This is a genomic window from Catellatospora sichuanensis, assembly GCF_007483665.1.
Lineage (GTDB): Bacteria > Actinomycetota > Actinomycetes > Mycobacteriales > Micromonosporaceae > Catellatospora > Catellatospora sichuanensis.
In genome coordinates this window covers 59,042-83,049 of sequence record NZ_VIQO01000014.1, presented here as the reverse complement: position 1 = coordinate 83,049, position 24,008 = coordinate 59,042, and the positions used below count along the sequence as shown (strand labels likewise).

The window sequence follows — 24,008 nt, the reverse complement described above, 5'->3', positions numbered from 1 at the left end:
CGATGCGCCCCGGCCCTTACGGTCCGCTTCCGCCCGCCTTACCGCGGTTAGGATGATCGCCGTGCTGTTCGGCGTGCTCGGGCCGCTCGCCGTCACGACCGACGCCGGCGAGCCGGTGGTGGTGCCCGGGGTCAAGGTCAGGCAGCTGCTGGCCGACCTGCTGGCCAACCGCAACCAGGTCGTCTCGGCGGACCGCCTGATCGACGACATGTGGGGCGAGGACGCGCCCGCCGACCCGGGTGCGGCGCTGCAGGTGCGGGTGTCGCAGCTGCGCAAGGCCCTCAACGACGCCGAACCGGGGGGCCGTGACCTGATCGAGTCCCGGCCGCCCGGCTACCTGCTGCGCACCGGCGCCGTCGACGCCGACCGGTTCGCCGAACTGGCCGACTCCACCGACGCGGACCGGCTGGCCGCGGCCCTGGCGCTGTGGCGCGGCGACGCGTACGCCGACGTCGCCGACGAGGAGTTCGCCCGCGCGGAGCGCACCCGGCTGGCCGAACAGCGCCTCGCCGTGCAGGAACGCCTAGCCGAGGCCCGGCTGGCCCGCGGCGAGCACGATCTGGTCGCCGCCGACCTCGCCGAGCTGGTCACCCGGCATCCACTGCGAGAGGGTCTGCGAGCGCTGCAACTGCGCGCCCTGTACGCCACGGGCCGCCAGTCCGAGGCCCTGGACAGCTACGCGGACCTGCGCGACCGGCTCGCCGAGGAGCTCGGGCTCGACCCGGGGCCGGAGCTGGTCGCGCTGCACCGCCGCATCCTGGAACACGATGCCGGCCTCGCCGCCCCGCCGCGGGCCGCGATCGTCCGCAACAGCCTGCCCGCCCAGCTCGACGAGCTGGTCGGCCGCGCGGAGGCGCTGACCGAGCTGCGCAGGCTGATCCCGGCGCAACGGCTCGTCACGCTGATCGGGCCGGGCGGTGTCGGCAAGACCCGGCTGGCCACCGAGGCCGCCCGCGCCCAGGCCTTCCCCGACGGCGTACACCTCGTCGAGCTCGCCCCGCTGCCGGCCGGCGCGGCGCACGTCGCCGACCAGGTGCTGGCCACGATGGACCTGCGCGAGGCCGCGGGTGCCAGCGTGTCCGCGGTCGACCGGCTGACCGCCGCGGTCGCCGGGCGGCGGCTGCTGCTCGTGCTCGACAACTGCGAGCACGTGATAGAACCGGCCGCCGCGCTGGTCGCCCGCCTGCTGCGGGACGCACCGGAGCTCCGTGTGCTGGCCACCAGCCGGGAACCGCTCGGCTTGACCGGTGAGCTGCTGTGGGAGGTGCCGCCGCTGGCGGTGCCGGCCGACGGCGACCTCGATGCGGTCCGGCGTTCGGCGGCGGCCAGGCTGTTCGCCGTACGCGCGGCGGCGCAGCAGCGCAGTTTCCGGCTCGACGCGAGCACGGCTCCCGCGGTGGCCCAGCTGTGCCGTCGCCTCGACGGCCTGCCCCTGGCGCTGGAACTGGCCGCGACCCGGGTCCGCGCGCTCGGCGTACAGGGTGTCGTGGACCGGCTCGACGACCGGTTCCAGCTGCTCACCTCGCAGCAGCGGGACATGCCGCCGCGGCAGCGCACGCTGACCGCGGTCATCGGGTGGAGCTGGGACCTGCTGGACGAGGCCGACCGGGCGGTGCTCGCCGGGCTCGCGGTGTTCCGCGACGGCTGCACGCCCGAGGCCGCCGAGCAGGTCTGCCGGACCGATCTCGACACCCTGGCCCGGCTGGTGGACCGGTCGCTGGTGGTACTGGACGAGACCGGCCCCGGCCCACGCTATCGGCTGCTCGAGTCGGTCGCCGCGTTCTGCCTCGAACGCCTCGCCGATGCCGACGAGGTCCGCGCCCGGCACGCGGCGTACTACACGGACCTGGCCGAACATGCCGACCCGCAGCTGCGTGGGGTCGGCCAGCAGCAGTGGCTCGGCCGACTCGACGCGGAGACCGCCAACCTGCGCGCGGCCCTCGCCCACGGCGGTGGGCTGCGCTTGGCCAATGCTCTGACCTGGTACTGGTTTCTGCGCGGCCGCCTCACCGAGGCACGGCAGGCGCTGACGTCGCCCGGCGACGCGGTGCAGCAGTCCCGTGCCGCGGCGTGGCGGATCGGGTTCGCGCTGCTGCAGGGCGAGGCGATCGTGCCGGACGAGGTCCGGGCCGCGCTGGCCGGCGACGCGGACGGCCGGGCCACCTGGTTCACCGCGAACGCTGTGCTCGACCGCAGCGACGTGGCGCTGGCGTCGGAGCTGCTGTCCATGGCCGCCGACGACCGGTGGACCGAGGCGGCCGTGCTCAGCTCGCGGGCCAAACTCGCGCACGCCGCCGGGGACCTGCCCGCGCTGGAGACCGCCGCGTCGCGCAGCGCCGCCCTGTTCGCCGAGCTCGGCGACCGGTGGGGGCGGCTGCAGGCCAACGACTGGGTCGGCGGCCTGGCCGAGATGAGAGGCGAGCACGCACGCGCCGTCGCCCTGCACCGGGAAGGGCTGCGCTGGGCCGAGGAGCTGTCGCTGTGGCCGGAGGTGTGCAGCAAGCTGTCCTGGCTGGCCTGGCTCGCGGTGCAGACCGGCGACCATGCACTGGGCCGGGAACTCGCGGAACGCGCCTACCGGCTGGCCGTCGAGCAGGGTATGCCGAGCGCGGTCGTGTTCGCCGAGACCAGCCTCGGCATGGCCGCACGCCGTGCGGGCCGGCTGGACGTGGCCGCCGCGCACCTGGGGCGCATCGCCGAGCAGGGCCGCCGTGAGCAGCCCACGTTCTACCTGCCGATGATCCTGGTCGAGCTGGGCCACGTCGCCGAGCAGGGCGGCGACCGCGCCGCCGCGCTGGCCCTACACATCGAGGCGTATGACGCCGCCGAGGCGATCGCGTCACCGCGCGACGCGGTCTTCGCCCTGGAGGGCATGGCGTCGGCCGCAGGCTCGCCCGAGGTCGCGGCCCGGCTGCTGGGCGCGGCGGCCGCGGCGCGCACGGCAGCCGAGGCGCCCGCCTCCCCGGTCGAGCGCGACGACACCGATCGGGTGGCCGGGCGCCTGCTCGCCTTGCTCGGGCCGGAGCGCTTCGAGGCGCTGGTCGCCGAGGGCACGGCGCTGAGCCCGGGACAGGCCCGGGCTCAGCTCTGATCGGAGATCACTCGGCCTTCGGCCGGTACGAGGCGATGATCACGCCACTTTTCATGACCTTGGTGTCGACCAGCTCGAACGACGCCTTGACGTCCTTGAGCGGGGTGCTCAGGCTGTCGCCGCCCTCCAGCACCGGATGGATCCAGAACCGGACCTCGTCCACCAGGCCCGCCCGGATGAGCTGCGCGGTCACCGAGCCGTACCCGTACTGCAGGATGTCCCCGCCGTCCTGTGCCTTGAGCTTGGCGACCTCCTCGACCAGGTCGCCCTGCAGCACCTCGCTGTTCTTCCACGCGGGATCGGTCAGCGTGGTCGAGGCGACGTACTTCTTGACGTTGTTGAAGTAGGCCGCGCCGGTGTTCGGGTCGCTCTCGTCCCGGGTCGGCCAGGCCGCGGACATGCCGTCGTAGGTGGCGCGGCCCATCAGCAGCGCGTCGGCGGTGCTGGTCTGGAAGCCGGCGAAGGCGGCGGCCTCGTCGTCGAAGTACGGCATGGTCCACATGGGGTTGTCGATGACGCCGTCGAGCGTGATGTAGGTCGAGTTGATGAGCTTGCGCATCGGATTCTCCTGGGTGTCGGTCGTGCTCGCCGGTTGCACCCTGAACATTGCCCGGTCGCGCTTACGGTTCGCTTCAGGTCGCCCTACGGCGGCGTGTCAGCGCCGTGGCGCGGGCCGCACCGGGTCGGGCCCCAGCTCCTCGATCTCGTACCCGGCGGGGTAGTGGCGGGTGGCCTGGCCAGGGGTGAAGACGTCCGGCGGCACGGCCTTGAACCGCCGCACCAGGGCGTTGACGCGCAACAGACCGCGTACGGCGATCCGGATGGTGCGGCCGGGCGCGGGCACGCCGAGGGCTCGGCGCACCTGCTCGTCGAGCAGCGCGTCGCTCGCCGCGCCGGCCCACCGGTGCAGCGACTTGGGGAAACGGGTCGCCAGCAGGTCGCGGGTGGCGTCGATGAGCCGGGTGGCGGCGGCGTCGTGGCCGAAGTTCGCCCGTTCGAAGGCGTTGAACCACTGCTCGAACCCGTGCCAGGTGTCCGGCACGTCGCGCACGTTCATGAGCCGGCCGACCTCGCACCAGAAGTGCCAGGTCGCTTCGCGTTCACGGAGGTTCAGCCGACGCGGGCCGTACCGGTCGATCCACCGGGTCGGGATGAAGACGAACGTGCCGAGCACGTACCGGTACTCGTCCGGGGTGATGTCGTAGACGCGGTGGATGCGGTTCAGCGACGCGATCACCTGGCGGCCGCGCGGGTGGTGCGGGCCGTGGGCGATCAGCTCGTACATCATCAGCCCGGTGTCGTCGGCGCGCTGCTGCGTCCGCTCGGTCATCTCGCCGGTGTCGACCAGCAGCCGGGCGATGGCCGGCACCGCGAACGTGCGGTAGAAGGCCAGGTTCAGGCCGATGCGCAGGTCGGCACCGAACTCGCGCAGCGCCAGGTGCCGGTAGACGGCGAGGTGTTCGGCGGCGAGGTCCGGGCTCGGGCGGCCGGTGTCGCGGGCCGTCGGCGATGTCACGACGGGTTCCGCACTGCCGGCCGGCCGGCCGGGTCCTGCCGGGACGTCAACGTGTCGAGCGCATGCTCGACCAGGCGGGTGCGGTAGGTCTGGGCCAGCCGCGCCAGCCACACCGCTTCGTGGTCCTTGGCGACCTCGACCATCTCCACGTGGATCCGGTGGCCCGGCGCGCCGCCGCGTTTGGTTCGCAGCGCGTCGGCCACCTGGGCGGACTGCGCGACGAGGGCCACCGCCTCGGCGTCGAAGCCCTCTTTCATGGCCTCGGCCGCACCGACCCGGTACGCGAGGTCGTCCATCCAGGGCCGCAGCTCGGACAGCCCGTCGTGGATCTCGATGGTGCGCTGCATCAATCGGCGGCCGTTGCCGTACCAGTTGACCAGCCAGCCTGCGGTGCCGTACCACACGGGGCCTTTCAGGACCTGCGGGTACTCGGTGGCCAGATCGCGGTAGAGGGGTTCCATCCGATGGCAGAGCCAGGCCTGCCGGCAGCGGCGCCCGAACTCGATCACGGCGGTGGTGACCAGCGGGACGACCGCGCCGAGGCAGAGGAACACCACGCCGATGCAGACCAGTGCCAGGCTCAGCGGCGTGTGCGCGGGGAGGCGGTGCCCGGTGACGCCGACCAGCCCGTCGACCGCGGCCATCAGCTGGTAGGCCAGGCCGAACGCGGTGCCGACGGTGAACAGCTGCAGGCCGATCCTGGTCTGCGTGGTGACGACCATGCGGGAGTAGCGGATGCTCAGCCGGCAGAGGTCCAGCAGGACCCAGGAGTACGCCAGGGCGTACACCACCGAGTAGAGGGCCACGGTGGGCCGGTCGATGTTGTCCAGCCGCCAGCTCGACGGGGTGTCGGCGACCTCGGGAGTGAGCGCGAACAGCGCCACGAGCACGGCGATGGCTCCGCCCGCGAAGGCGGCGCGGTAGCGGGCCGCCGCGCGTGCCCCGTCGGCGCCGCGGGTCCAGCACAGCATCATGATCTCGGCGAAGAACGCGGCGACCAGCCCGAGGCCATGACTGATCACGATGGCGGTGTTGTGGTGGCCGGTCAGCGAGCTGACGGCCTGGTACACGGGATGGATGGTCACCACCTGCGCCACGGCGCCGAACAGGTTCCACGTGAGCAGTGCCTTGCCGGCGGGGGTGCGCGCCTGCGGCCTACGCGCGAGGACCGAGCCAACGACGACGGCGGCGAGCAGAAACGCCCCGCTGGTCAGCCAGGGAATCAACGGTCACTCCTTGATCCAGTGTCTTCATCACCCGCAGCACGTCTTCGGGCACCTTGGGGGCGGGCAGGGCGGCCTTCTCGAGGATGAGCTCGGCCAGGGTCTCGGCGCGGACTTCCTCGTCGGCGCTGTAGCCGTGCGGCAGCACGGACTCGTCCGCCAGGGCGGTCGTGGGGTGTCCGCGGTGACCCAGCCAGATGTGCGCGACCTCGTGGCAGACGATCACCGACCGGTGCAGCGGGGTGGCGGTGCGCTCGTAGACGATGTAGTCCTGATGCGCCGCCGCCACCCAGCAGCCCGTGACACCGCCCGCCGTCGGCCACGGGATCAGGATGATCGGGCGACCGCGCTGCTGGCCGAGCCACTCGACCAGCGTCACCACGTCCCAGGGGTCGGGGATGGCCAGCCCTTCAAGCGCACGGCTGCACTCGGTGAAGACCTCGCGGCTGGGTGGCATAGGGCGACAGTCTAAATCGATGCGTCATCGGTCTGCGCTCGGCCGGGTGGCCGCCCGCGCCTCCAGTTCGGCGATGTGATCCAGGACACCGTTCAGCATCGCCAGGCCCTCCGGCGAGATGGTCTTCACGCGCATGGCGAAGGACCAGACCGCCGGGTCGACCGTGCCGGAGCCGGCCGGCATGAGGTGGTTGTCGTCCATCCCGAAATGCCTGGCCAGCCGCATGAGGATGCCCGCCTGGGTCTTCTCCGGCGGGGTGTTCCCCTTGCGCAGATCGAAGATCAGCGTATGGGAGCAGCCGACCGCCGCGGCTACTTCGCGGTCGGTGTAACGCTTCGCCGTGTGTGGGTTGGTGACGGTGTCGAAGAGCCTGGTCAAGCGCTCGGCGACCGTTCCTGGGCCGCTGTTCTCGCCCATGACGCCCCTAAGTCATCTGCAGCTGACGCCAATCACAGGGCTGTTATCTGTGGTTGACAGGATCCATAGTGGACAGCCTATGCTGTCGAGGTCCAAGACTCAATTTGTGAAGCACGGCCGAACAGGCTTGCGCTGCTCGCATGGTGGGTCGAGACGATCAGGACTGCACGGGCCACGGCCGGCGCAGGGCGGCAGGCGTTCGGGGGCGAGTGCCTGCACAACGGCGTAACGGGGGCACAAGGGGAGCGGCCCGGGGTCGCTCTCCTTGTGACGCGCCCACGGGTGCGGCTCGGCGTGCCGGTTGCCGGGACCGGCCCGGTGGGGTACCTTTGATCAAGCATCTCTCGATGCAGGCGTGGAGTTCCCGCCCCGAGGGTGTCCTTTTTCCCGATCATCGGCCACGCATCCGCGTTCCGCCGGGATCGGTTTCCCACCGCACCGCTGCCTCAGCGGCTGAGCCATCGCGACGTTTCCCGATGCGCACTCGGCTTTCGTGATCAGGCGCTCGGTGCCCATCGCGCCCCAGCACGCCCGTGCCCTGGCGCACCATCTCCGAGGAGTACCCATGACCGACCTCGACCTGCGGCCGACCGCCGCAGCCGCCGGGAGCCCCGCCGCCGGAACCGGTGCGACGGGACCCGCGACATCCACCCGCCGACGCCGCGTCCCGGCGCGTCCCCGCACGAACACGCCTGGTCGCGACGAGCACGACACTGCCGCGCCGGACACCGCCGAGGCCACTCCGGCGACGCCCGTCAGCGGTGTCGTCGACGTCCGTGACAAGCACTTCTTCGTCCGGCTCGACGGTTACCTGCCCGACCCGGGCGACCCGCACCTGCCGCCGGGCCTGGTCCAGCGCCTCGGCCTGCGCCGCGGCGACGTCGTCACCGGCGCCGTGGCGCAGCCGACGGCGCACCGGCGGACCGCAGCGGGCGACCGCGCCGACCGCCGCGCCCAGCGGCCCACCGTGACCGTCGTCGACACCGTCAACGGCGAACCCGCCGGGCACCTGCGCGAACGGCCCGACTTCTACGCGCTGACCCCGATCTACCCGCAGGTGCGGATGCGCCTGGAGACCGAACCCCACGTGCTGACGACCCGCGTGATCGACCTGCTCACCCCGATCGGCAAGGGCCAGCGGGCCCTGGTCGTGTCACCGCCCAAGGCCGGCAAGACCATGGTGCTGCAGGCGATCGCCCACGCGCTGGCGGTCAACCATCCCGACGTGCACGTCATGGCCATCCTCATCGACGAGCGCCCGGAGGAGGTCACCGACATGCGGCGCACCGTACGCGGCGAGGTGGTCTCGTCGACCTTCGACCGGCCGCCGGCCGATCACATCGCGGTCGCCGAACTCGCCATCGAACGCGCCAAGCGCCTCGTCGAGCAGGGCCGCGACGTCGTCGTGCTGCTGGACTCCATCACCCGGCTCGGCCGGGCCTACAACCTGGCCGCGCCGTCCAACGGCCGCGTCATGTCGGGCGGCATCGAGGCGGGCGCGCTGCACGCGCCGAAGCGCTTCCTCGGCGCGGCCCGCACCATCGAGGGCGGTGGCTCGCTGACCATCATCGCCACCGCGCTGGTGGAGACCGGCTCGCTGGGCGACACCGTCATCTTCGAGGAGTTCAAGAGCACCGGCAACGCCGAGTTGCGGCTGCAGCGCGGGCTGGCCGACCGGCGCATCTTCCCGGCCGTGGACGTCGACTCGTCCAGCACCCGCCGGGAGGAGCTGCTGGTCGGCGCGCAGGAGCTGGAGCTGGTGCGCCGCCTGCGCCGCGCCCTGCACACCATGGACACCCAGCAGACCGGCGAGCAGCTCGTCGACCGGCTGCGCAAGACCGGCAGCAACGCCGAGTTCCTCATGCAGATCGCCCGCAGCACACCGTGAGCGCCACGGCACGGCGGATGCCGGCGCAGCATCGCGCCGGCACCCACCACCGCATTTGTCAGGCGATCCGCCAGTGCTGGGCGTTGTTGTTCAGGCAGGTCCACTGGCGCACTTCCGCGCCGGGGTTGGTCGCCAGGTTGTAGTCGTCCAGGCAGAGGCCGCTGTGCCGGTTGACGAGGGTCGAGTAGCCTCCGGCGACGGAGTTGACCTGCCATTGCTGCACGGCCAGTCCGTTGCAGGACCACTGCCGCACCTCTGCGCCGGGGTTGGTCGCGAAGTTGTAGTCGTCGAGGCAGAGGCCACTGTGCCGATTGCTGATCTGGTAGTAGCCGTTGTCGAGCGGGGTCAGGTACCAGTCCTGGTTCGCCTGCGTGCCGCAGGTCCACTGCCGCACCTCTGCGCCGGGGTTGGTCGCGAAGTTGTAGTCGTCGAGGCAGAGGTTGCTGTGCCGGTTGCGGATCTCGACCGGGGTGGCGTTGGACTCCCCGGACGGGCCGACGTGGATGGTGGACAGGGCGGCTGGCACGCCCAAATTCGGGGTGCCGTCGGCGTTCCAGGAGATCTTCTGCACGCGGGTGCTGCGGGTGGTGCCGCAGCCCTGCGAGGCCGACGAGTTCGCGTGGTACGCGATCCACGTCTCGGTGCCGTCGGGCGAGGTGAAGAACGAGTGGTGGCCGGGCCCGTACACGCCCGCGGCGTCGTTGCGCTGGAAGATCGGGTTGGCGAACTTCGACCAGGACGCCATGGCCAGCGGGTTCCCACCGCGGTACTCGAGCATGCCGAGCTTGTAGTTGGGCCCGTTGCAGTGGCTGGCCGAGTACGTGACGAAGGTGCGCCCGTTGCGCTGCAACGCGAACGCGCCCTCGTTCACGGCCCCGTTCTGGGTCTCCCAGGACAGCGTCGGCGCGGAGATGCGGGTGCCGAACGCCCCGGCCGTCCACGGGTTGGTCAGCGGTGCGATGTACAGCGACTGCAGGTTGTCGCTCGGCGCGAACGCCGAGAACATCATGTAGTTCGCGCCGTTGAGCTTGAGCACCGCGGCGTCGATGGCCCAGCCGTTGTTGGGCATCAGGTTGAGGATGCCCCGGATCGTGTACGGCCCGAGCGGGTCGGTCCCGGCGCTCTCGGCGACGTGGGTGCGCCGCGCGCCGCCGCTCTGCTCGACGGAGTAGTACAGGTACCACCGATTGTTGATCATTTCGAGATGCGGCGCCCACATCGTCGTCCCGCCGGTGCGCACGACGACCTGCTCGGGCGCGCCGCGCAGCGCGGAGATGGTGCGGGACCGGCGCATCACCACGTCGGATGACCAGGTGGTGGCGACGTAGTAGTAGAAACCGTTGTAGTACGTCAGCGTCGGGTCACCGCTGTTGGGCACGTCGACGGCCGGGTTGGTGAACGACGGGCCGGGCGCGGCGTCGGCGCGTCCAGGGTGGACGACGACGGCCAGGGACATGCCCAGCAGGATGGCGACGGCGATCGTCAGAGCTCGCCGGGAAACGGCACGAGGCCAGGTCAGCAACATGGTGACTCCTTGGGGGACGGGTTTCACTCGAGGACGAAGGTGGCGTCGGCGGGGCCGGCGGTGCCGGTGACCGTCTGGACGTACAGCAGGTAGTTGCTGTGCCGCAGGTAGCGTCCGGGGTAGCTCTGCGACTCGAACGACACCGCCGACGAACTCGCCAGGCCCGCCCGCTTGAAGAAGCTCGCGTCGGCGCGGAACGCCGCCGAGCCGTCGTTGCGGTCCACCCATGCCTCGCCGTTGCTGCGCTGGCGCAGGTAGTAGCCGGGGAAGTTGGTCGACTCCAGCGAGACGCTGCCGCCGCCGTTGAGGCCGGTGACGATCCGGAACTGGGAGTCGGCGAGGTTGGTGACGTTGGTGTCGAGGCGGGCCCGGTACTCCCAGTGCCGGACGAAGCGGTCCGGGAAGTTGTAGGACTTCAGCCGCACCGGGGTGGCGCCGTCGGGCACGGGGATGCCGAAGTTCGGGGTGCCGTCGGCGTTCCAGTACAGCTTCTGCAGGCGGGTCCGCCGGTTCGGGTCGTTGAGCGGATCACCGCTGATGTCCCGGTAGTTGCGGTCGTGGTAGACGAGGATGTCACTGGCCCCGTCCTCGGACACGGTGAACGAGTTGTGGCCCGGCCCCCACTGCCCGGTGGCGGAGTTGCTGGCGAAGACCGGGTTCGGCGACTTCGTCCAGGACGACGCGCTGAGCAGGTTGCTGCCCGCCGTCGCGGTGAGCATGCCCAGGCAGTAGTTGGCGTCCGTGGCGCTGGCCGAGTAGGTCATGAAGAGCTTGCCGTTGCGCTGGATGACGGTCGGGCCCTCGGCCACCTTGTAACCACGGGTCTCCCAGGCCAGCGTGGGCACCGTGAGGCGGGTGGTCGCACCGGTGATGGTCCACGGATTGGCCAGGCGCGCGATGTAGAGGTTGGTGTTCGTGGCGATGCCGGGCTCGGCCTGCGCCCAGATCAGGTAGCGCACGCCGCCGGCGACGAAGGTGGACGCGTCGAGTGAGAACGTCTGCCACGGGGTGGTGATCTGGCCCTTTTCCGCCCAGCTCGCGGTCAGCGGGTTCGCGCCGGTGCCCTCCAGGACGTACATCCGGATGGCCCAGACGTCGTTGGTAGCGCCGGCGGCGAAGTAGATGTACCACTTGCCGTCGATGAAGTGGATCTCCGGGGCCCAGATGTGCGCGCCCATGATGCCGCTGGTGTGCTTGCGCCAGATCACCGTCTCCGAGGCGCTGGACAGGCCCTGCAGGGTGGTGGCCCGGCGCAGGATGATGCGGTCGTACTCGGGCACCGTGGCGGTGAAGTAGTAGTAGCCGTCGGTGTGTTTGTGGATCTGCGCGTCGGCACGTTGGTTGACCAGCGGGTTGGTGTAGTTCACGGCGGGGGCGGCCGAGGCGGCGGGCGCGTGCAGGCCGGCGGCGGCCAGCGCGCACAGCGCCGTCATGGCGGCGAGCCGCCACCAGCGCCGTCTGGTGTGCGACCGTGGTGTGGATCCGGCAGGGAGTGGAGTCATGTCCAGGTCCTCTCAGTAGCCGATCTGGAAGGTGGCGTCGGCCCGGTCGGCGGCGGGCGAGCCGGTGCCGAGCACGTCGATGCGCAGCAGATAGTTGCTGTGGCGCAGGTAGCGGTCGGGGAAGTTATGCGAGCGCCAGGAGGTCCAGCCGCTGTTGGCCAGGCCCGCGGTGCGGTGGAAGGTGGCGTCGCCGGCGAACAGCGCGGTGCCGTCGTTGGCCGCCAGCCCGATCACGTAGCCGCTGTGGCGCAGGTAGTTGCCGGGGAGGTTGACCGACTCGAACGACACCCCGGCCGCGTCGGCCAGGCCCGGCCGCAGCCGCCACTGCGAGTCGGCGTACGGGTCGAACGGGTACGGGTCGATGCGCCCGACCCTGCTCGCGTGGCGGATCAGCCGGTCCGGGAAGTTGTAGGACTTGATCCGGTTCCAGGCCGGCGCGCCCCAGCGGGAGAGCAGGTTGGCGTGCTCGGTGGCGGTGATCGCCGCGATGGTGGCGTGCTTGGCGTTGAGCGGCTGCGTGTAGACGGCCTTGTCCAGCGCCGTCCAGGCGTTGGCGTTGACGTCGCCGCTGCGCCAGACGTAGAACTCGCCGTTGACGGGGCTGAAGGAGTCGCCCCACAGCCACCACTCGTTGCGGCCGTTGGCCTTGACCACGATCGGCGCCTCGATGCCGCCGTTGACCATTCCGCTGGTGTACGTGCTGAAGCTGTTGGGGTTGAGGCTGGCCGAACGGGCGCCGTAGAGCCGGCCGTCGGCGAGGTTCTTGTAGTACAGGTAGTTCGTGCCGCTGCCCACGTGCATGGTGGCGTCGAGGACGTTGAAGCCGGGGTCGAAGAACACCTGCGCGGCGCCGACGTTCACGAAGTCGGCCGTGTAGTTGACCATGAACACGTCGCGGGTGCCGTTGTGAGCGGAGTAGATGATGCCGTACTGACCGCGGGCGTTGTCCCAGAACGCCTCCGGCGCCCAGGTATGGGTGTTCATGGTGTGCATCCGGACCCGCCGGTAGCCGGTGAACGTGCGCAGGTCGACGGAGTCCCAGACGTGGATGTACTGGTTGGGCTGGGTGAAGTCGGTGCCGGCGAGGTCGGTGGCGAGCACCACGAACGTGTCGTCGCGCTTGCGCAGGATGAACGGGTCGCGCAGGCCACCGGTGCCGGCGGTGGGCGTGACCACGGGGTTGTTCTGGTTGAGCGGGGTCCAGTTCAGACCGTCGGTGCTGACGGCCAGGTGCAGGCCGTAGTTGTTGGCCAGCCGGTTGGGCGATTCGGTGAAGTAGCCCATCACGTAGCCGGTCAGCGGTCCTGCGGCGTGGGCGGGGGAGCCGGTGGCGGCGATGGCCAGTCCGCCGGTCGCGGTGGCCGCGGCCGTGGACAGCAGGCCGGTCAGCAGCTCGCGTCTGGTGGTCATGGTGGTCCTTCCGGGGGAGCGGTGCCGTGTCGCGGCGCGGCCGGGCGGCTGCCGGATGCGGACACAGGCGTGGTCGGGTCCGGAGCCGTCGGCGCCGGTCCTGTTGGTAGGTGCGTGGTGTTGTGGTGCTTTCTGCTGTTCGGCTCCTTGTGAGCGCTCACATTTTCGGCTAGAGAGCAGGGTCGTGCGAGATGGAGGGTTCCCGGCAGGATGCGGAGCCTGCGGGCAGGTGAACGGGCGTTGCGCCGGTGCTGAGGCGCTGGGTGGCTGCGGTGTCCCAACCCGGCCCGGGATCGGTTGTCGACGATCCCGGACTCGCCGTGGATCTGAGGTTAGGGCGTCAGGCGAACGCTCACAAGGGTTGCGCGTCATCTTCCCGAAACTTATCGGAGTTAGACGAACGTCGATCAGGTGTCGATCCGACGGGGATCCAGGTGCGCTCGTGATCAAGACGTCCGCGAAGGCGCGGGCTCGTACGCGCAGAAGCGCCACCGCGCTGGTCTGGCAGGTAGCCCTGGTCGGCGGCCGGCCGTGCGCCGGATCGCTCGAATTCGGAGAAGTTGAGGGACCACGGTTTTGCCGGGTCGATGGGTCTGTGTCTGTGAACGACCGTCGTCCGCATCGGCACTCGCGCCATGCGCCGTTTCCGGCGCAGGTCATGTGCACTACAGCCGGTGGTGGACGGGCGACGTCCCGACATGGAGGAGAGCAGGCGTGCACGACACCGATCCACCGGGCGAGGCCGCAGAGGTCGGCGCGGGACCTGTCCCGGCGCTCGAACTGGCCGGGCTCAGCAAGAGGTTCGGCCCGAAGGCGGCGGTCGACCAGGTGAGCCTGTCCGTCCCACCGGGATCGTTCTACGGGCTGGTGGGTCCCAACGGGGCAGGCAAGACCACGTCGCTGTCCATGGCCGTGGGGCTGCTGCGACCCGACAGCGGGCATGCACGGATCTTCGGCGTCGACGTCTGGGCCGACCCCGTCGTCGCCCGCGCCCGGGTCGGCGTGCTGCCCGACGGGCTGGCGCTGCCGGAGCGGCTGACCGGCCGCGAACTGCTGACCTATCTGGGGCGTATGCGGGGACTCGACCGGCCGACCGCCGCGCGGCGGGCCCAGGAACTGCTGGAGATCCTCGAACTCGACGAGGCCGAACGCACTCTGGTCATCGACTACTCGACCGGCATGCGCAAGAAGATCGGTCTGGCCACCGCGCTGCTGCACGGTCCCCGCCTGCTGGTGCTCGACGAGCCGTTCGAGGCCGTCGATCCCGTTTCGGCGCTGACCATCCGCGCGATGCTGCGCGCCTTCGTCTCGGGTGGCGGCTCGGTGGTGCTGTCGAGCCATGTCATGGCGCTGGTGGAACAGCTGTGCGACCACGTCGCGGTCATCGACCGGGGCCGGGTCGCCGCCGCCGGGCCGCTGGACGAGGTCAGGGCGGGTGGCACCCTGGAGGACCGCTTCGTGGAGCTGGTCGGAGCCGAGGTCGGCGAGCGGAGAGGACCGTCGTGGTTGGCGTCCTGATCGAGATGAAGCTGCGGGTGCTGCGGCACTCTATCGGCGGCTCCCGCGCGGCCGGCATGGTGCTCGGCGGGCTGGCCGGGCTGTCCCTGGCCATCGGCACGATCGTGCTGGCCGGGCTGGACGGCGCCGCGCCGCCCGTGGCCGCGGACCTGCTCGCGGCGGTGTTCGCGGCCTGGCTGTTCGGGTGGCTGCTCGGCCCCGTCTACACCGGCGGCGGCGACGAGAGCGTACGCCCCGAGCACTTCGCGCTGCTGCCGGTGCGCCCGGCGCGGCTGGCCGTCGGCCTACTCGGTACGGCGTTCGTCGGCGTCGCGCCGCTGATCAGCCTGGTGGCCTTCGGGGCGCTGGCCGTGTACGCCGCGGACTTCGGCGTCGCCGGGTTCACGGTCGCCCTGGTGGCGATCCCGCTCCAGCTGGTCATGGTGGTGGCACTGTCCCGGCTGATGATCGGCGTACTGGGCGTAGTGGTGCGCTCGCGGCCCGGGGCGATCCTTGCGGCGCTGGTCAACGCGTCGATGAACGTGCTGCTCAACCAGTCGTGGGTGCTGGTCTGGGCGGCGATCGAGCTGGACCTGCTGCAGTACGGGCTGCCCGCGCGGCTGTCCGCGGTGGTGCGGTGGCTTCCGTCGAGCTGGGGTATGGCGGCGGTGGCCGCGGCGGGGCGCGGGGACTGGCCGCCGGCGGCAGCCGCGCTGCTGGGCCTGTGCGCGGTGATCGCACTGGCGCTGCTGGCCTGGTCGCGGCTGCTGGTCAGGCGTACGACATCGAAGCCGCTGCACCGTTTGCCGCACGGCTCCGCGACGTCGGGCCCGGTGCTGGACCGGCTGGCCGGGTCGGGGCCGGTGGGGGCGGTGGTGGCGAAGGAGCTGCGTACGTGGTCGCGCGATCTGATGCGGACCCACCTGCTGTACTTTGCAATCTTCTTCGGGTTGCTCTACCCGCTCGTCCCGCTGCTCATCGGCTGGCGGGGCATGCTGCCCTGGGCAGGCGCGCTGGTGGTGGTCATGGCCGCGGCGACGTCGGCGAACGTGTTCGGGCTCGACGGCACCGCGCTCTGGCTGAACCTGGTCAATCCAGGCACCGAGCGGGCGGAGGTGCGCGGCCGGCAGACGGCCTGGCTGATCAGGGTCGCACCCGTGGCCGTCGCCTGCACCGTTGCTGGCACGATGTTCGGCGGGGCGGGTTGGACCTGGCCGTGGGCCCTGTCGATCCTGGCCGCGCTGCTCGGCGGCGGCGCCGGCCTGATCGCACTGGTCTCGGTGTATCTGCTGGTGCCGGTCACCGAACCGCACCGGCGCAGCGGCAACCCGCTGGAGGCCGGCAACATCTTCGGGCAGGTCATCCTGATGATGCTGCTGGTGTCGCTCACTGCTCTGCCGGCCGCCGGGGTGGCCTACCTGGGGGACCGGCTCGACCTGCCGGTGGTGTCGTGGCTGGCGGTCGCCACCGGCCTGGGTACGGGCGCCGTGCTGGCCGGGTGGTTCGGGCGGCTGGCCCATCGGCGGCTCGCGGCGGCCGGACCCGAACTGCTCGGCCGCATCCGCGGCGGCGGCACGGTCACACCCGGCACGCGGCAGGCGGGGCTCGCCGTCGGCGTTCCGGGCGCCAAGCTGCCGCCGGGCCGGCAGGCGCTGGTGACCTTCCTCTGGATCTTCTGCTGGATTCCGTTGTTCCCGCAGGGTCTGGTGCCGCTCTACGTGATCCTCGACGGCGGGCCCGCGAAGCTGTGGTTCCTGGCGCTGCACCTGCCGGACCCGTGGCGAGTGGTGGTCGCGGTGGCGTTCACCCTGGTCGGACTGGTCATGATCTACTACGGCACGGTCATCCCGGCCCGTCACGAGCGGGCCGTGCGGCGCGGTGAGATCGCCGTCGACGGCCGGGACCTGGCGGGCGCCGGGTAGCGCCCGTTCTCGCTGCGCAGGTGGCAGCACGGGATCGCAGGTGGCTAAGGTCGGCGGGCACCAAGCGACGCCTCCGGGGTGGCCTGGATCACAGGAACTCGTGCGGCTCGCCGGACAGAGAAGTGGTCATGGAGTCGAGTCTGCGCGCCCGGATCAGGGCGGGTGATGCGAGCGCGTTCGCCGAGCTGTTCGACCAGTACGCGCGGTCGGTCTACAACCACGCGTTCCGGCTCACCGCCGACTGGTCCACCGCCGAGGACGTCATGGCCGCCACGTACCTGCAGGCCTGGCGCTCGCGTGAGCGGATCGGCGACGACGGCGGGTCGCTGCGGCCGTGGCTGCTGGGCATCGCCACCAACGAGGCGCGCAACCACACCCGCAGCAACCGCCGCTACCGTGCCGCGGCGTCGGCGCTGCACGCGGCCGATTTCACCGCGCCCGACCACGCGGACGCGGTGGCCGGGCGGCTCGACGACAGCGGCCGGATCACCGCCGCGATCGACGCGCTCGCGTCCCTGCGCCGACCCGAGCGCGAGGTGATCACGCTGTGCCTGTGGGAGGGCCTGGACTACGAGTCGGCCGCGCTGGCGCTGGGCATCCCGGTCGGCACCGTGCGGTCGCGCCTCTCGCGCGCCCGGACCAAGCTGCGCAAGATCGTCGACGAGACACCGCGGGCGGCACGGAACCCGGCCGGTCCTGCCGGACAGATGAAGGACAACGCCGTTCGTCTGGCAGAGGAGGGCCATCGATGAAGCACCCGCCGCTGGATCCGTCCGAGTGGGTGGAGCTCGCCGAGCTGCTGCCCGACCCCGGCCACCGCGAGCTGCCCCTGGGCCGGCACGAGTTGCACCGTGAACGCCTGCTGTCCGCGATCGCCGAGCCGGAGCGTACCGCCGCGCCGGCCTGGCGGATGCCGCCGTGGAGCCTGCTGCGGCCCGCACTGGCGACGGCCGCGCTGGTCGCGGTCGCGGGCACGGTCGCGGCGGTGGTCGCGACCGGCGGCGACGGCGATCCCGTGGTCGCGATTCCCACTCCGGCCGCCTCCACGCCGGTTGCGGAACCCACCGGTGGGGGAGTGTCCGCGAAGATCCGGGCGTACGGCACCGTCCGCCAGCTCACCGACACCGCCGACCTGGTGGTGCGCGGCGACGTGCTGCGCGTCGACGGCGCCGGGGCCGACCGCACGGCCATGTTCGGCGTCGTCGAGGTGCTCCACCGGCTGCCCCAGCTGCCCGTGACCACCGTCATCACCCTGCGGCTGCCCGAGGTGTCGTTGATGTCCCGGCTGGAAGCCGGTCAGCACACGGTCCTCTACCTGAGCGTCGACGACCCGGCGGCGGCCGTTCCCGTCTACACCACGCTCAGCGGCGACTTCGGCATCTTCGACGTCGCGGGCGACACCGCCACGGCGCGGTCGTCCACGTTCTCGGTCACGGGCCTGCGGGACGAGGACGCGACCGTCGGCGACCGTCGGTTCACCACGACGGTGGCGGAGTTGCGCGCTCTCGCCCACGAACGCGGCTGAGAAATCGGTCGGGAAATTCGGGAACTCGGTGGCGTGGGCGCACAGATAGATGGCGTAAGCAGCGCCGTGGCCCGGGGGAGAACCGCCCGGACCGGTGCCGAGACGCTAGGAGCGTTCCATGGCAAGGATCGACCACCCCCGCCGCACCCGCGCCCTCGCGGGGGCAGCGGCCCTGCTCGCCGTGGCCGGGCTGGCTGCCTGCAGCGCCGACCCGGCCACCCCGGCGGCGGCGCCGGCCACCAGCGCGGCTGTCACGCCGAGCGAGCCCGCCGCGCCGCCGGTCAAGGGCAAGCTGCGCGGGTACACCACGGTCAAGGAGCTGACCGCCGCCGCCGACCTGGTCGCCCGTGGCCAGGTCGAGGCGAACGGGTTCCGGGTCGACGAGGTGCTGCGCGTCGCGAACGGGGCCTCCGCCAAGGCCGGTGACCGGATCACCCTCACCGGCCTGAACGGCCAGACCGTCGACATGGCGCACATGTCGAAGCTGGAGCCCGGCCAGACGGTCGTCCTCTACCTGGCCAAGGACGCCACCGCGGTGGGTGTGTTCAGCACGCTCACCGGCGACTTCGGCGTCTTCGACGTGACCGGCTCCGACGATGCGGCCACCGCGACGACGCGTTCACAGGCGATGGCGGTCAGCGGCCTGCTCGCCGAGGACCCGGCCACCTCCGGCAAGGGTTTCCGTACCACCCTCGGCCAGCTGCGCGCCGTCGCCGCCCAGGCGTAGCCGCAGCTCGCGGGAACGGAGCCAGCTGGCGCCGTTCCCGCGCCGGCCGTCCGGCCAGCACCTGCGCCAGCCGAACGACGACGCTGCTCATCACCTGCGACCCACATCGCCCAAGCGAGCAGTCGTCACACCGCCGATCCTGTCACGCCAGGACGAAGCGGGCGGCGTCGGCGACCACATACCCGTCGGTGGCTTCGGTGCGGATCAGCACGCTGGCCGCGGTGGGGGAGGACCCGGCGGGCAGGGTGAACGCGCCCAGCGAAACCCACTGCCCGCCGCCGGTGCGCTGGTCGACGGTCCGGGTGGTGACCGTGCCGCCCGCGCAGACGTCGACCGGCACGTTGCTCGCCCGGTTGGCGTGCGACGTCCAGCGCAGGAACACCTGGTAGGAGCCGGTGGCCGGGATGTTCGGGGTGAACCGCAGCCGGTTGACGCCCTTGCCGGTGTTGTCGTCGTGCTCGTAGTCCGACCCGTGGTACCCGGCGATCGAGGTGGACTTGAGCCAGACGCCTGCCCGGGTGACCCCGGCCGAGGTGGAGCTGTCCACGATGATCTCGCCGGGCGCGGCCGGCGGCCAGGTCAGCAGCTGGCCGTCGGCGCGCAGCCGGGCCTGCAGGGCGGCGACCGGCACCTGCTGCACCGCGGACCCGGTGGTGATCGCCAGGTGCGCCGCGGTCGCCGCCGACTGGGCGAGGATCATGAACACGGGTTCCATCCGGATCGAGCCGTACGCGATGTGGCTCGCCGACAGGCACACCGGCACCAGCAGGTTCGCGCACTGCGACTCGTACGGGGTGATCGCCCGGTAGCTGATCGGGAACGGCTGCGGCACGCCGATCTGCACGTCGCCCTCGTTCTTCAGCGCGCCCGCGACGACGACCCGCTGGCAGTTGTGCGAGTCCATGGTGTAGCTGGCCAGCCCGACCGAGTCGGCCGCGACCCGGCCGCCGCGGCAGTCCGCCTCGGTCATCACGTACGCCGACACCATGCGTCGCGCCTCCCGGACGTACAGCTGGGTGGGCCAGCCGCCGTTGCCGGTGAACTCGTCCGCGGCCAGCCCCCACGACGCGGTGGCGCTGCGGACCGAGGCGGGCAGCCGCGGGTCGTTGGCCAGGAACCACATCAGGCCCTGCTGGTAGACGCGGTGTTCTTCGACCATGCTCGCGCGGGCCGCGTAGGACGCGGTCGGGTACCCGTGATTCTGGCCGATGAAGTCGGTCGAGTAGGCCCCGTCGTTGTTGGAGTCGGTCTTGCCGCCGCCGACCTGGTGCGTGGTGAAGAACGGGCCGGTGTATCCGGCCTGGACGTACCGCGCCAGGGGCTCGTAGCGGATCACGTCGTAGCCTGCGGGTCTGGCGAACGGGATCCGGTTCGCGGCCTGGGTCAGGCACATCCGGAAGTTGTACGCCTGGATCCGCCCGTCACCGCTGCCCGCGGGCGCGACCGGGGTCGCCGAGATGCCCGGCAGCAGCCCGCTGGCCGCGCTACCGGGAGTCACGTACGGGTCGACGAACCGGTTGAACTGGTGTCCGCTGCGCAGCTGGACCCCGTTGATCGTCTCGCCGTGGACGCTGTTGGCCTCCCGGCCCGCCGTCCAGCCGACCCCGGCCCGCGCCATCAGGTCGCCCTCGTACGTCGCGTCGACGAACATCGGCGCCCGGAACACCTGCCCGCTGTCGCAGGCCAGCTCGCTGATCCGGTTGCCGGCCATGGCCACCCCGGTCATCCGGGTGTTCAGGTAGACCGGCACGCCCGCCTCGGCCAGCAGCTCGTCGAAGATCACGGACGCGACGTGCGGCTCGAACGTGAACCGGGCCGGCGAGGTCGGCGTGACGGCGGTGCCGTTGTACTTCGCGTACACCCGCCGGTAGAACTCGCCCGCCAGGCCGCCGATGGCCGTCTTGACGCCGCTGTCGGTCATGCCCAGGCCGCCGGTGGACAGGCCGCCGACGTGCGAACCGGGCTCGACGATCAGCGCGCTGCGGCCCAGCCGCCGGGCGGTGACCGCGGCGGCGATGCCGCCCGAGGTGGCGCCGTAGATCACCAGGTCGGCGGTGACGACGGCGGCGGCCAGGGCGGGCAGCGAGACGGCCGGTACGGCGGCGACGACCAGGGTCGCGGTGCCCAGGCGCAGGACATGGCGGCGGGTGTACGGCATGGGACGCTCCTGATCGGCAGACGATCGGTCAGGGGAGCGCGCCGCCGCACCCGGCACTCAGGATCATGCGCCCATCGACCGCTGTCAAGCGCTCCCGCGACGCCCGGCCCGGCCGGGCGTCATGATCGCTCGACTTGCCAGGCAGGCGGGCGAATGCGAGCGCAAGATACGCACAGGTGCCTGGCAAGTCGAGCGATCAAGGACGCGACCGGCGGGTCACTTGATCGCGATACCGCCCCAGAAGGCGTCGGGGACCTGCTCGGGGGTGCCGTCCGGCCGCCACTGGGCGACCGGGACGATGCCGTCGGCGGTGACCTGCCAGCGGCCCAGCAGCTTGCCGAAGTCGGCCGGCTCGCGCATGTGGAAGCCGGGGCCCATCATCGCCAGCGCCTCGGGATAGGCGGTCAGCTCCATCGCGTCGAAGTCGAACGCCAGCCGACTGCCCGCCGGGACCAGGTCGTACATCTCGTCCAGGGCGCGGGTCAGGGTCGCGTCGTCCAGGAACGCCGCCAGGCCCAGGAAGATCAGCCCGACCGGCCGGGTGGCGTGGTCGGGCAGCGCACGATCGAGCGCGGCGGCGTCGATGCCGCGCGGATCGGCGGCGTCACCCAGCACGTAGTCCACGTTCGGGCGCCCGTCCAGCAGTTCACGTCCGGCTGCGACGATCTCCGGGTCGACGTCGGTGTAGAGGACCCTCGCGTCCGGCGCGGTCTCGTGCACGTTTCCCTGGGCGGGGATGCCCGCGCCGAAGACGAGGAACTGGTCCACCCCCTCGGCGGCCAGCTGCCGCGTCGCACGGCCGGAGAACGCCCGCAGCGAGCGGAAGATCGCCGCGCACGGTCCGTACGCGCCCTCGAAGGCGTGCGCGGCGGCGACGTCGATCGGGTGATGGCGGGTTCCCCCGAGCCAGTAGTCGATCATTCGGGCCGTGCTCGGGGCCTGTGGCTGCGTCGTCATGGGTCATCTCCTTTTGCGAGGCGCGGCCTCCAGTCTCGCACCGTCGTGACCGGACGGTGCCGGTACGGCTGTGCCTGCGGGTTCGCCGACGGGCCCCACGGGAACGGCCATCGGGCCCGGCCGCGGCCGGAGAACCGCTCCTGACGTCGTACGGAGTAAACGCGTGTTCCGGGGTGCCCGGTAGCTGTTCAACCGTTACGGTCGAACCCATGAGCAACGTGACCCGTGACGTGTTCGACGACAAGGTGTCCGCCTGGCGGCAGTGGCAGGACGCGCCCTGGGGCAGGTTGCGCTACACCCTGGCCGAGCACAACATCGGCCGCCACCTCGACGGACGCCGTCTGCGCATCCTCGACGTGGCCGGTGGCAACGGTGTGGAGGCGGTCCGCTACGCGGTCGCCGGGCACCAGATCACCCTCGTGGACTACTCGCCGCAGATGCTGGTCTCCGCGCGCTCGCTGGCCGAGTCCACCGGCGTGGCGCAGCGGGTCACCGTGATCGAGTCCGACGTCGCCAAACTCGGCGACGTCGTCGAGCGCGGCGCCTACGACCTGGTGCTGTGCCACAACCTGCTGCCGTACGTGGCCGACGTGGAGTCGACACTGTCCACGGTCATGGCACCGCTGGCCGAAGGCGGCCTGCTCAGCATCATCGCGGGCAACGCCCACTCCGAGCCGCTGCGCGCGGCCATCCGCGACATGGACCTCACCGCCGCGCACGAGTCCCTCGACGCCGCCGAGCGGTTCACCCACACGTTCAACACCCCGGTCTACCCGCGTACCGCCGACGAGGTGTGCACGGCGCTGCGCCGACTGGGCGCGGGCGTGCTCGGCCACTACGGCATCCGCTCGGTGTGCGACTACATCCCCGACGACGAGCGCAAGTACGACGCGTCGTTCTTCGCCGAGCTGGAGCGTCTGGAGATCGCGTTGTCGGACCGCATGCCGTTCCCGCTGACCGCGCGGCTGTTCCACCTGATCGCGAGCGCGCCCGTCACAGCTGGGTGAGCACGTTGAAGTCGAGCCGGTCGGCTTCGGCGAGGTAGATGCGCTGGCGGGCGTGCCGTCGGCGCATCGCGATCGCCCCGCGCGGCCCTTCGTAGGTGACCGCGTCGGCGCCCGACCCGATCGCCCGCACGTCCAGCGAACGCGCCCGGTTGATCAGCGCGGCGAGCAGCAGCACGCCCTCGTAGCAGGACTCGCCGAGGCTGCCCGGCTGCGGCGCCTCGACGCCGAAGCGGCGCGCGTACTGGCCGTGGAAGTCCAGGTTCTCCGGGGTCACCAGCGTCGCGAAGAAACCGGCGGTGCTGAACAGGCCGCGGGTGGCGTGCGCGCCGCTGGCCATCAGCATGTTCTCGTCCATCAGCGTGCTCAGCCGCAGGCAGCGCTGATCCAGGCCGGACGCGGCGAAGGCCCGGTTGAAGCGCACCGCGTCGTTGCCGACCAGCAGCATCAGCACCGCGTCGGCCCCGCTGCGCTCGATGCGGCGCAGCACGTCGGCGAAGCCGTGCCCGCCCAGCGGCAGGAACGCCTGCCCGCACACCTGCGTGCCCGACTCCACCGCGTATCGGTGTGCCGCCGCCGCGGTCCGCCGCGGCCACACGTAGTCGTTGCCGACGATGAACCAGCGCTTCACCCGGTGCTCCCCGGCCAGCAGCCGCATCGCCGGCAGCAGCTGCTCGTCGGGCGTCTCGCTGGTGAGGTACACGCCTTCGGTGCGCTCGCCGCCCTCGTACAGGGCGGTGTAGACGTACGGGACGCGGTGCGCGATGCGCGGTGCCAGCGCCTGCCGCACCGACGAGATGTGCCAGCCGGTCACCCCGTGCACCGCGCCCAGCGACACCAGCGCCTCGACCTCGGCCGCGACCCGCTCCGGGGCCGCCCCGCCGTCCACCGGCACCAGGCTCAGCTCCCGGCCCAGCACCCCGCCGTTGCGGTTGACCTCCTCGACGGCGAGCTGCGCGCACAGCTCGCAGGTCGGGCCGAAGATGCCGGCCGGGCCCTGCATCGGGAACACGAGTGCCACATGGACGGTCTCGCCGAGGGTGCCCGTGCGCCGGCCGGGCAGTCCGGGGACGACCAGGCCTGGCAACCGCTGCGGCGGTACGGGCATGGGGCACATGCTCCCGTGGCCCGGGCATGATCTCCAGCCGGTTCCCGAACCTGTTGCCCTTCTGTAGCATGAGTCACGTCC

The 24,008-nt window shown here is 71.6% G+C and carries 19 protein-coding genes; 8 read left to right on the top strand and 11 right to left on the bottom strand.

The window, feature by feature from the left end:
• Positions 1-52 precede the first annotated feature (52 nt).
• Complete coding sequence (locus FLL47_RS27055; RefSeq protein WP_246158689.1) at positions 53-3,091, top strand: AfsR/SARP family transcriptional regulator; 3,039 nt, start codon at positions 53-55, stop codon at positions 3,089-3,091.
• A 7-nt stretch (positions 3,092-3,098) separates the two neighbouring features.
• On the opposite strand, the gene FLL47_RS27050 is transcribed toward FLL47_RS27055, so the two are convergent.
• The 5 genes from FLL47_RS27050 to FLL47_RS27035 form a co-directional block, all read right to left on the bottom strand.
• The gene (locus tag FLL47_RS27050) at positions 3,099-3,650 is read right to left on the bottom strand and encodes a dihydrofolate reductase family protein (RefSeq protein WP_144123582.1); all 552 of its coding nucleotides are present in this window, start codon (positions 3,648-3,650) and stop codon (positions 3,099-3,101) included.
• 96 nt (positions 3,651-3,746) lie between these two features.
• Positions 3,747-4,607 carry an oxygenase MpaB family protein gene (locus FLL47_RS43125; protein ID WP_186315934.1) on the bottom strand — a complete coding sequence of 287 codons (861 nt, stop codon included), beginning with the start codon at positions 4,605-4,607 and terminating at the stop codon, positions 3,747-3,749.
• Positions 4,604-5,833 carry an MAB_1171c family putative transporter gene (locus tag FLL47_RS43120; RefSeq protein ID WP_186315933.1) on the bottom strand — a complete coding sequence of 410 codons (1,230 nt, stop codon included), beginning with the start codon at positions 5,831-5,833 and terminating at the stop codon, positions 4,604-4,606. Before FLL47_RS43120 ends, FLL47_RS43125 begins: the two co-directional genes overlap by 4 nt.
• The gene (locus FLL47_RS27040; RefSeq protein WP_144123580.1) at positions 5,763-6,287 is read right to left on the bottom strand and encodes a M78 family metallopeptidase domain-containing protein; all 525 of its coding nucleotides are present in this window, start codon (positions 6,285-6,287) and stop codon (positions 5,763-5,765) included. Before FLL47_RS27040 ends, FLL47_RS43120 begins: the two co-directional genes overlap by 71 nt.
• 24 nt (positions 6,288-6,311) lie before the next feature.
• Positions 6,312-6,704 (bottom strand): hypothetical protein, encoded by a 393-nt coding sequence (locus FLL47_RS27035; protein ID WP_144123578.1) that lies wholly within the window; start codon positions 6,702-6,704, stop codon positions 6,312-6,314.
• Positions 6,705-7,269: 565 nt separating this feature from the next.
• Between FLL47_RS27035 and rho the strand changes: the two genes are divergently transcribed.
• Positions 7,270-8,592 carry a transcription termination factor Rho gene (gene rho / locus FLL47_RS27030; RefSeq protein WP_144123576.1) on the top strand — a complete coding sequence of 441 codons (1,323 nt, stop codon included), beginning with the start codon at positions 7,270-7,272 and terminating at the stop codon, positions 8,590-8,592.
• Between the two features lie 58 nt (positions 8,593-8,650).
• On the opposite strand, the gene FLL47_RS27025 is transcribed toward rho, so the two are convergent.
• From FLL47_RS27025 to FLL47_RS27015, 3 genes are read right to left on the bottom strand one after another with little or no spacing between them, the layout of a single operon-like run.
• Positions 8,651-10,117: a family 43 glycosylhydrolase gene (locus tag FLL47_RS27025; protein ID WP_144123574.1), complete on the bottom strand. Its 1,467-nt coding sequence runs from the start codon at positions 10,115-10,117 to the stop codon at positions 8,651-8,653.
• A 23-nt stretch (positions 10,118-10,140) separates the two neighbouring features.
• Positions 10,141-11,619, bottom strand: coding sequence for a family 43 glycosylhydrolase (locus FLL47_RS27020; RefSeq protein ID WP_222106209.1), 1,479 nt, complete (start codon positions 11,617-11,619; stop codon positions 10,141-10,143).
• A gap of 12 nt (positions 11,620-11,631) precedes the next feature.
• Positions 11,632-13,029, bottom strand: coding sequence for a glycoside hydrolase family 43 protein (locus FLL47_RS27015; RefSeq protein WP_144123572.1), 1,398 nt, complete (start codon positions 13,027-13,029; stop codon positions 11,632-11,634).
• Positions 13,030-13,743: 714 nt separating this feature from the next.
• Between FLL47_RS27015 and FLL47_RS27010 the strand changes: the two genes are divergently transcribed.
• From FLL47_RS27010 to FLL47_RS26990, 5 genes are all read left to right on the top strand, one after another.
• Positions 13,744-14,547: an ABC transporter ATP-binding protein gene (locus FLL47_RS27010; protein WP_144123570.1), complete on the top strand. Its 804-nt coding sequence runs from the start codon at positions 13,744-13,746 to the stop codon at positions 14,545-14,547.
• The gene (locus FLL47_RS27005) at positions 14,532-16,448 is read left to right on the top strand and encodes a hypothetical protein (protein ID WP_144123568.1); all 1,917 of its coding nucleotides are present in this window, start codon (positions 14,532-14,534) and stop codon (positions 16,446-16,448) included. Before FLL47_RS27010 ends, FLL47_RS27005 begins: the two co-directional genes overlap by 16 nt.
• Positions 16,449-16,576: 128 nt before the next feature.
• Positions 16,577-17,200, top strand: coding sequence for an RNA polymerase sigma factor (locus tag FLL47_RS27000; RefSeq protein ID WP_144123566.1), 624 nt, complete (start codon positions 16,577-16,579; stop codon positions 17,198-17,200).
• A complete protein-coding gene (locus FLL47_RS26995) occupies positions 17,197-17,973 on the top strand; it encodes a hypothetical protein (RefSeq protein WP_144123564.1) in 777 nt (258 codons plus the stop codon). The genes FLL47_RS27000 and FLL47_RS26995 overlap by 4 nt, the downstream gene beginning before the upstream one ends.
• A 118-nt stretch (positions 17,974-18,091) precedes the next feature.
• Positions 18,092-18,700, top strand: a complete 609-nt coding sequence (locus FLL47_RS26990; RefSeq protein ID WP_144123562.1) for a hypothetical protein — start codon at positions 18,092-18,094, stop codon at positions 18,698-18,700.
• A gap of 142 nt (positions 18,701-18,842) precedes the next feature.
• On the opposite strand, the gene FLL47_RS26985 is transcribed toward FLL47_RS26990, so the two are convergent.
• Together FLL47_RS26985 and FLL47_RS26980 are read right to left on the bottom strand one after the other, a co-directional pair.
• On the bottom strand, positions 18,843-20,858 hold the full coding sequence (locus FLL47_RS26985; RefSeq protein WP_222106208.1) for an FAD-dependent oxidoreductase: 2,016 nt from the start codon (positions 20,856-20,858) through the stop codon (positions 18,843-18,845).
• 216 nt (positions 20,859-21,074) lie between these two features.
• Positions 21,075-21,815 (bottom strand): SAM-dependent methyltransferase, encoded by a 741-nt coding sequence (locus FLL47_RS26980; RefSeq protein WP_144123560.1) that lies wholly within the window; start codon positions 21,813-21,815, stop codon positions 21,075-21,077.
• A gap of 209 nt (positions 21,816-22,024) precedes the next feature.
• On the opposite strand from FLL47_RS26980, the gene FLL47_RS26975 reads away from it, so the two are divergent.
• A complete protein-coding gene (locus tag FLL47_RS26975; RefSeq protein WP_144123558.1) occupies positions 22,025-22,822 on the top strand; it encodes a methyltransferase domain-containing protein in 798 nt (265 codons plus the stop codon).
• Here the strand turns inward: FLL47_RS26975 and FLL47_RS26970 are convergent.
• Positions 22,809-23,927 carry a substrate-binding domain-containing protein gene (locus FLL47_RS26970; RefSeq protein WP_144123556.1) on the bottom strand — a complete coding sequence of 373 codons (1,119 nt, stop codon included), beginning with the start codon at positions 23,925-23,927 and terminating at the stop codon, positions 22,809-22,811. The two genes, FLL47_RS26975 and FLL47_RS26970, sit on opposite strands and share 14 nt — an antisense overlap.
• Positions 23,928-24,008: the final 81 nt, after the last annotated feature.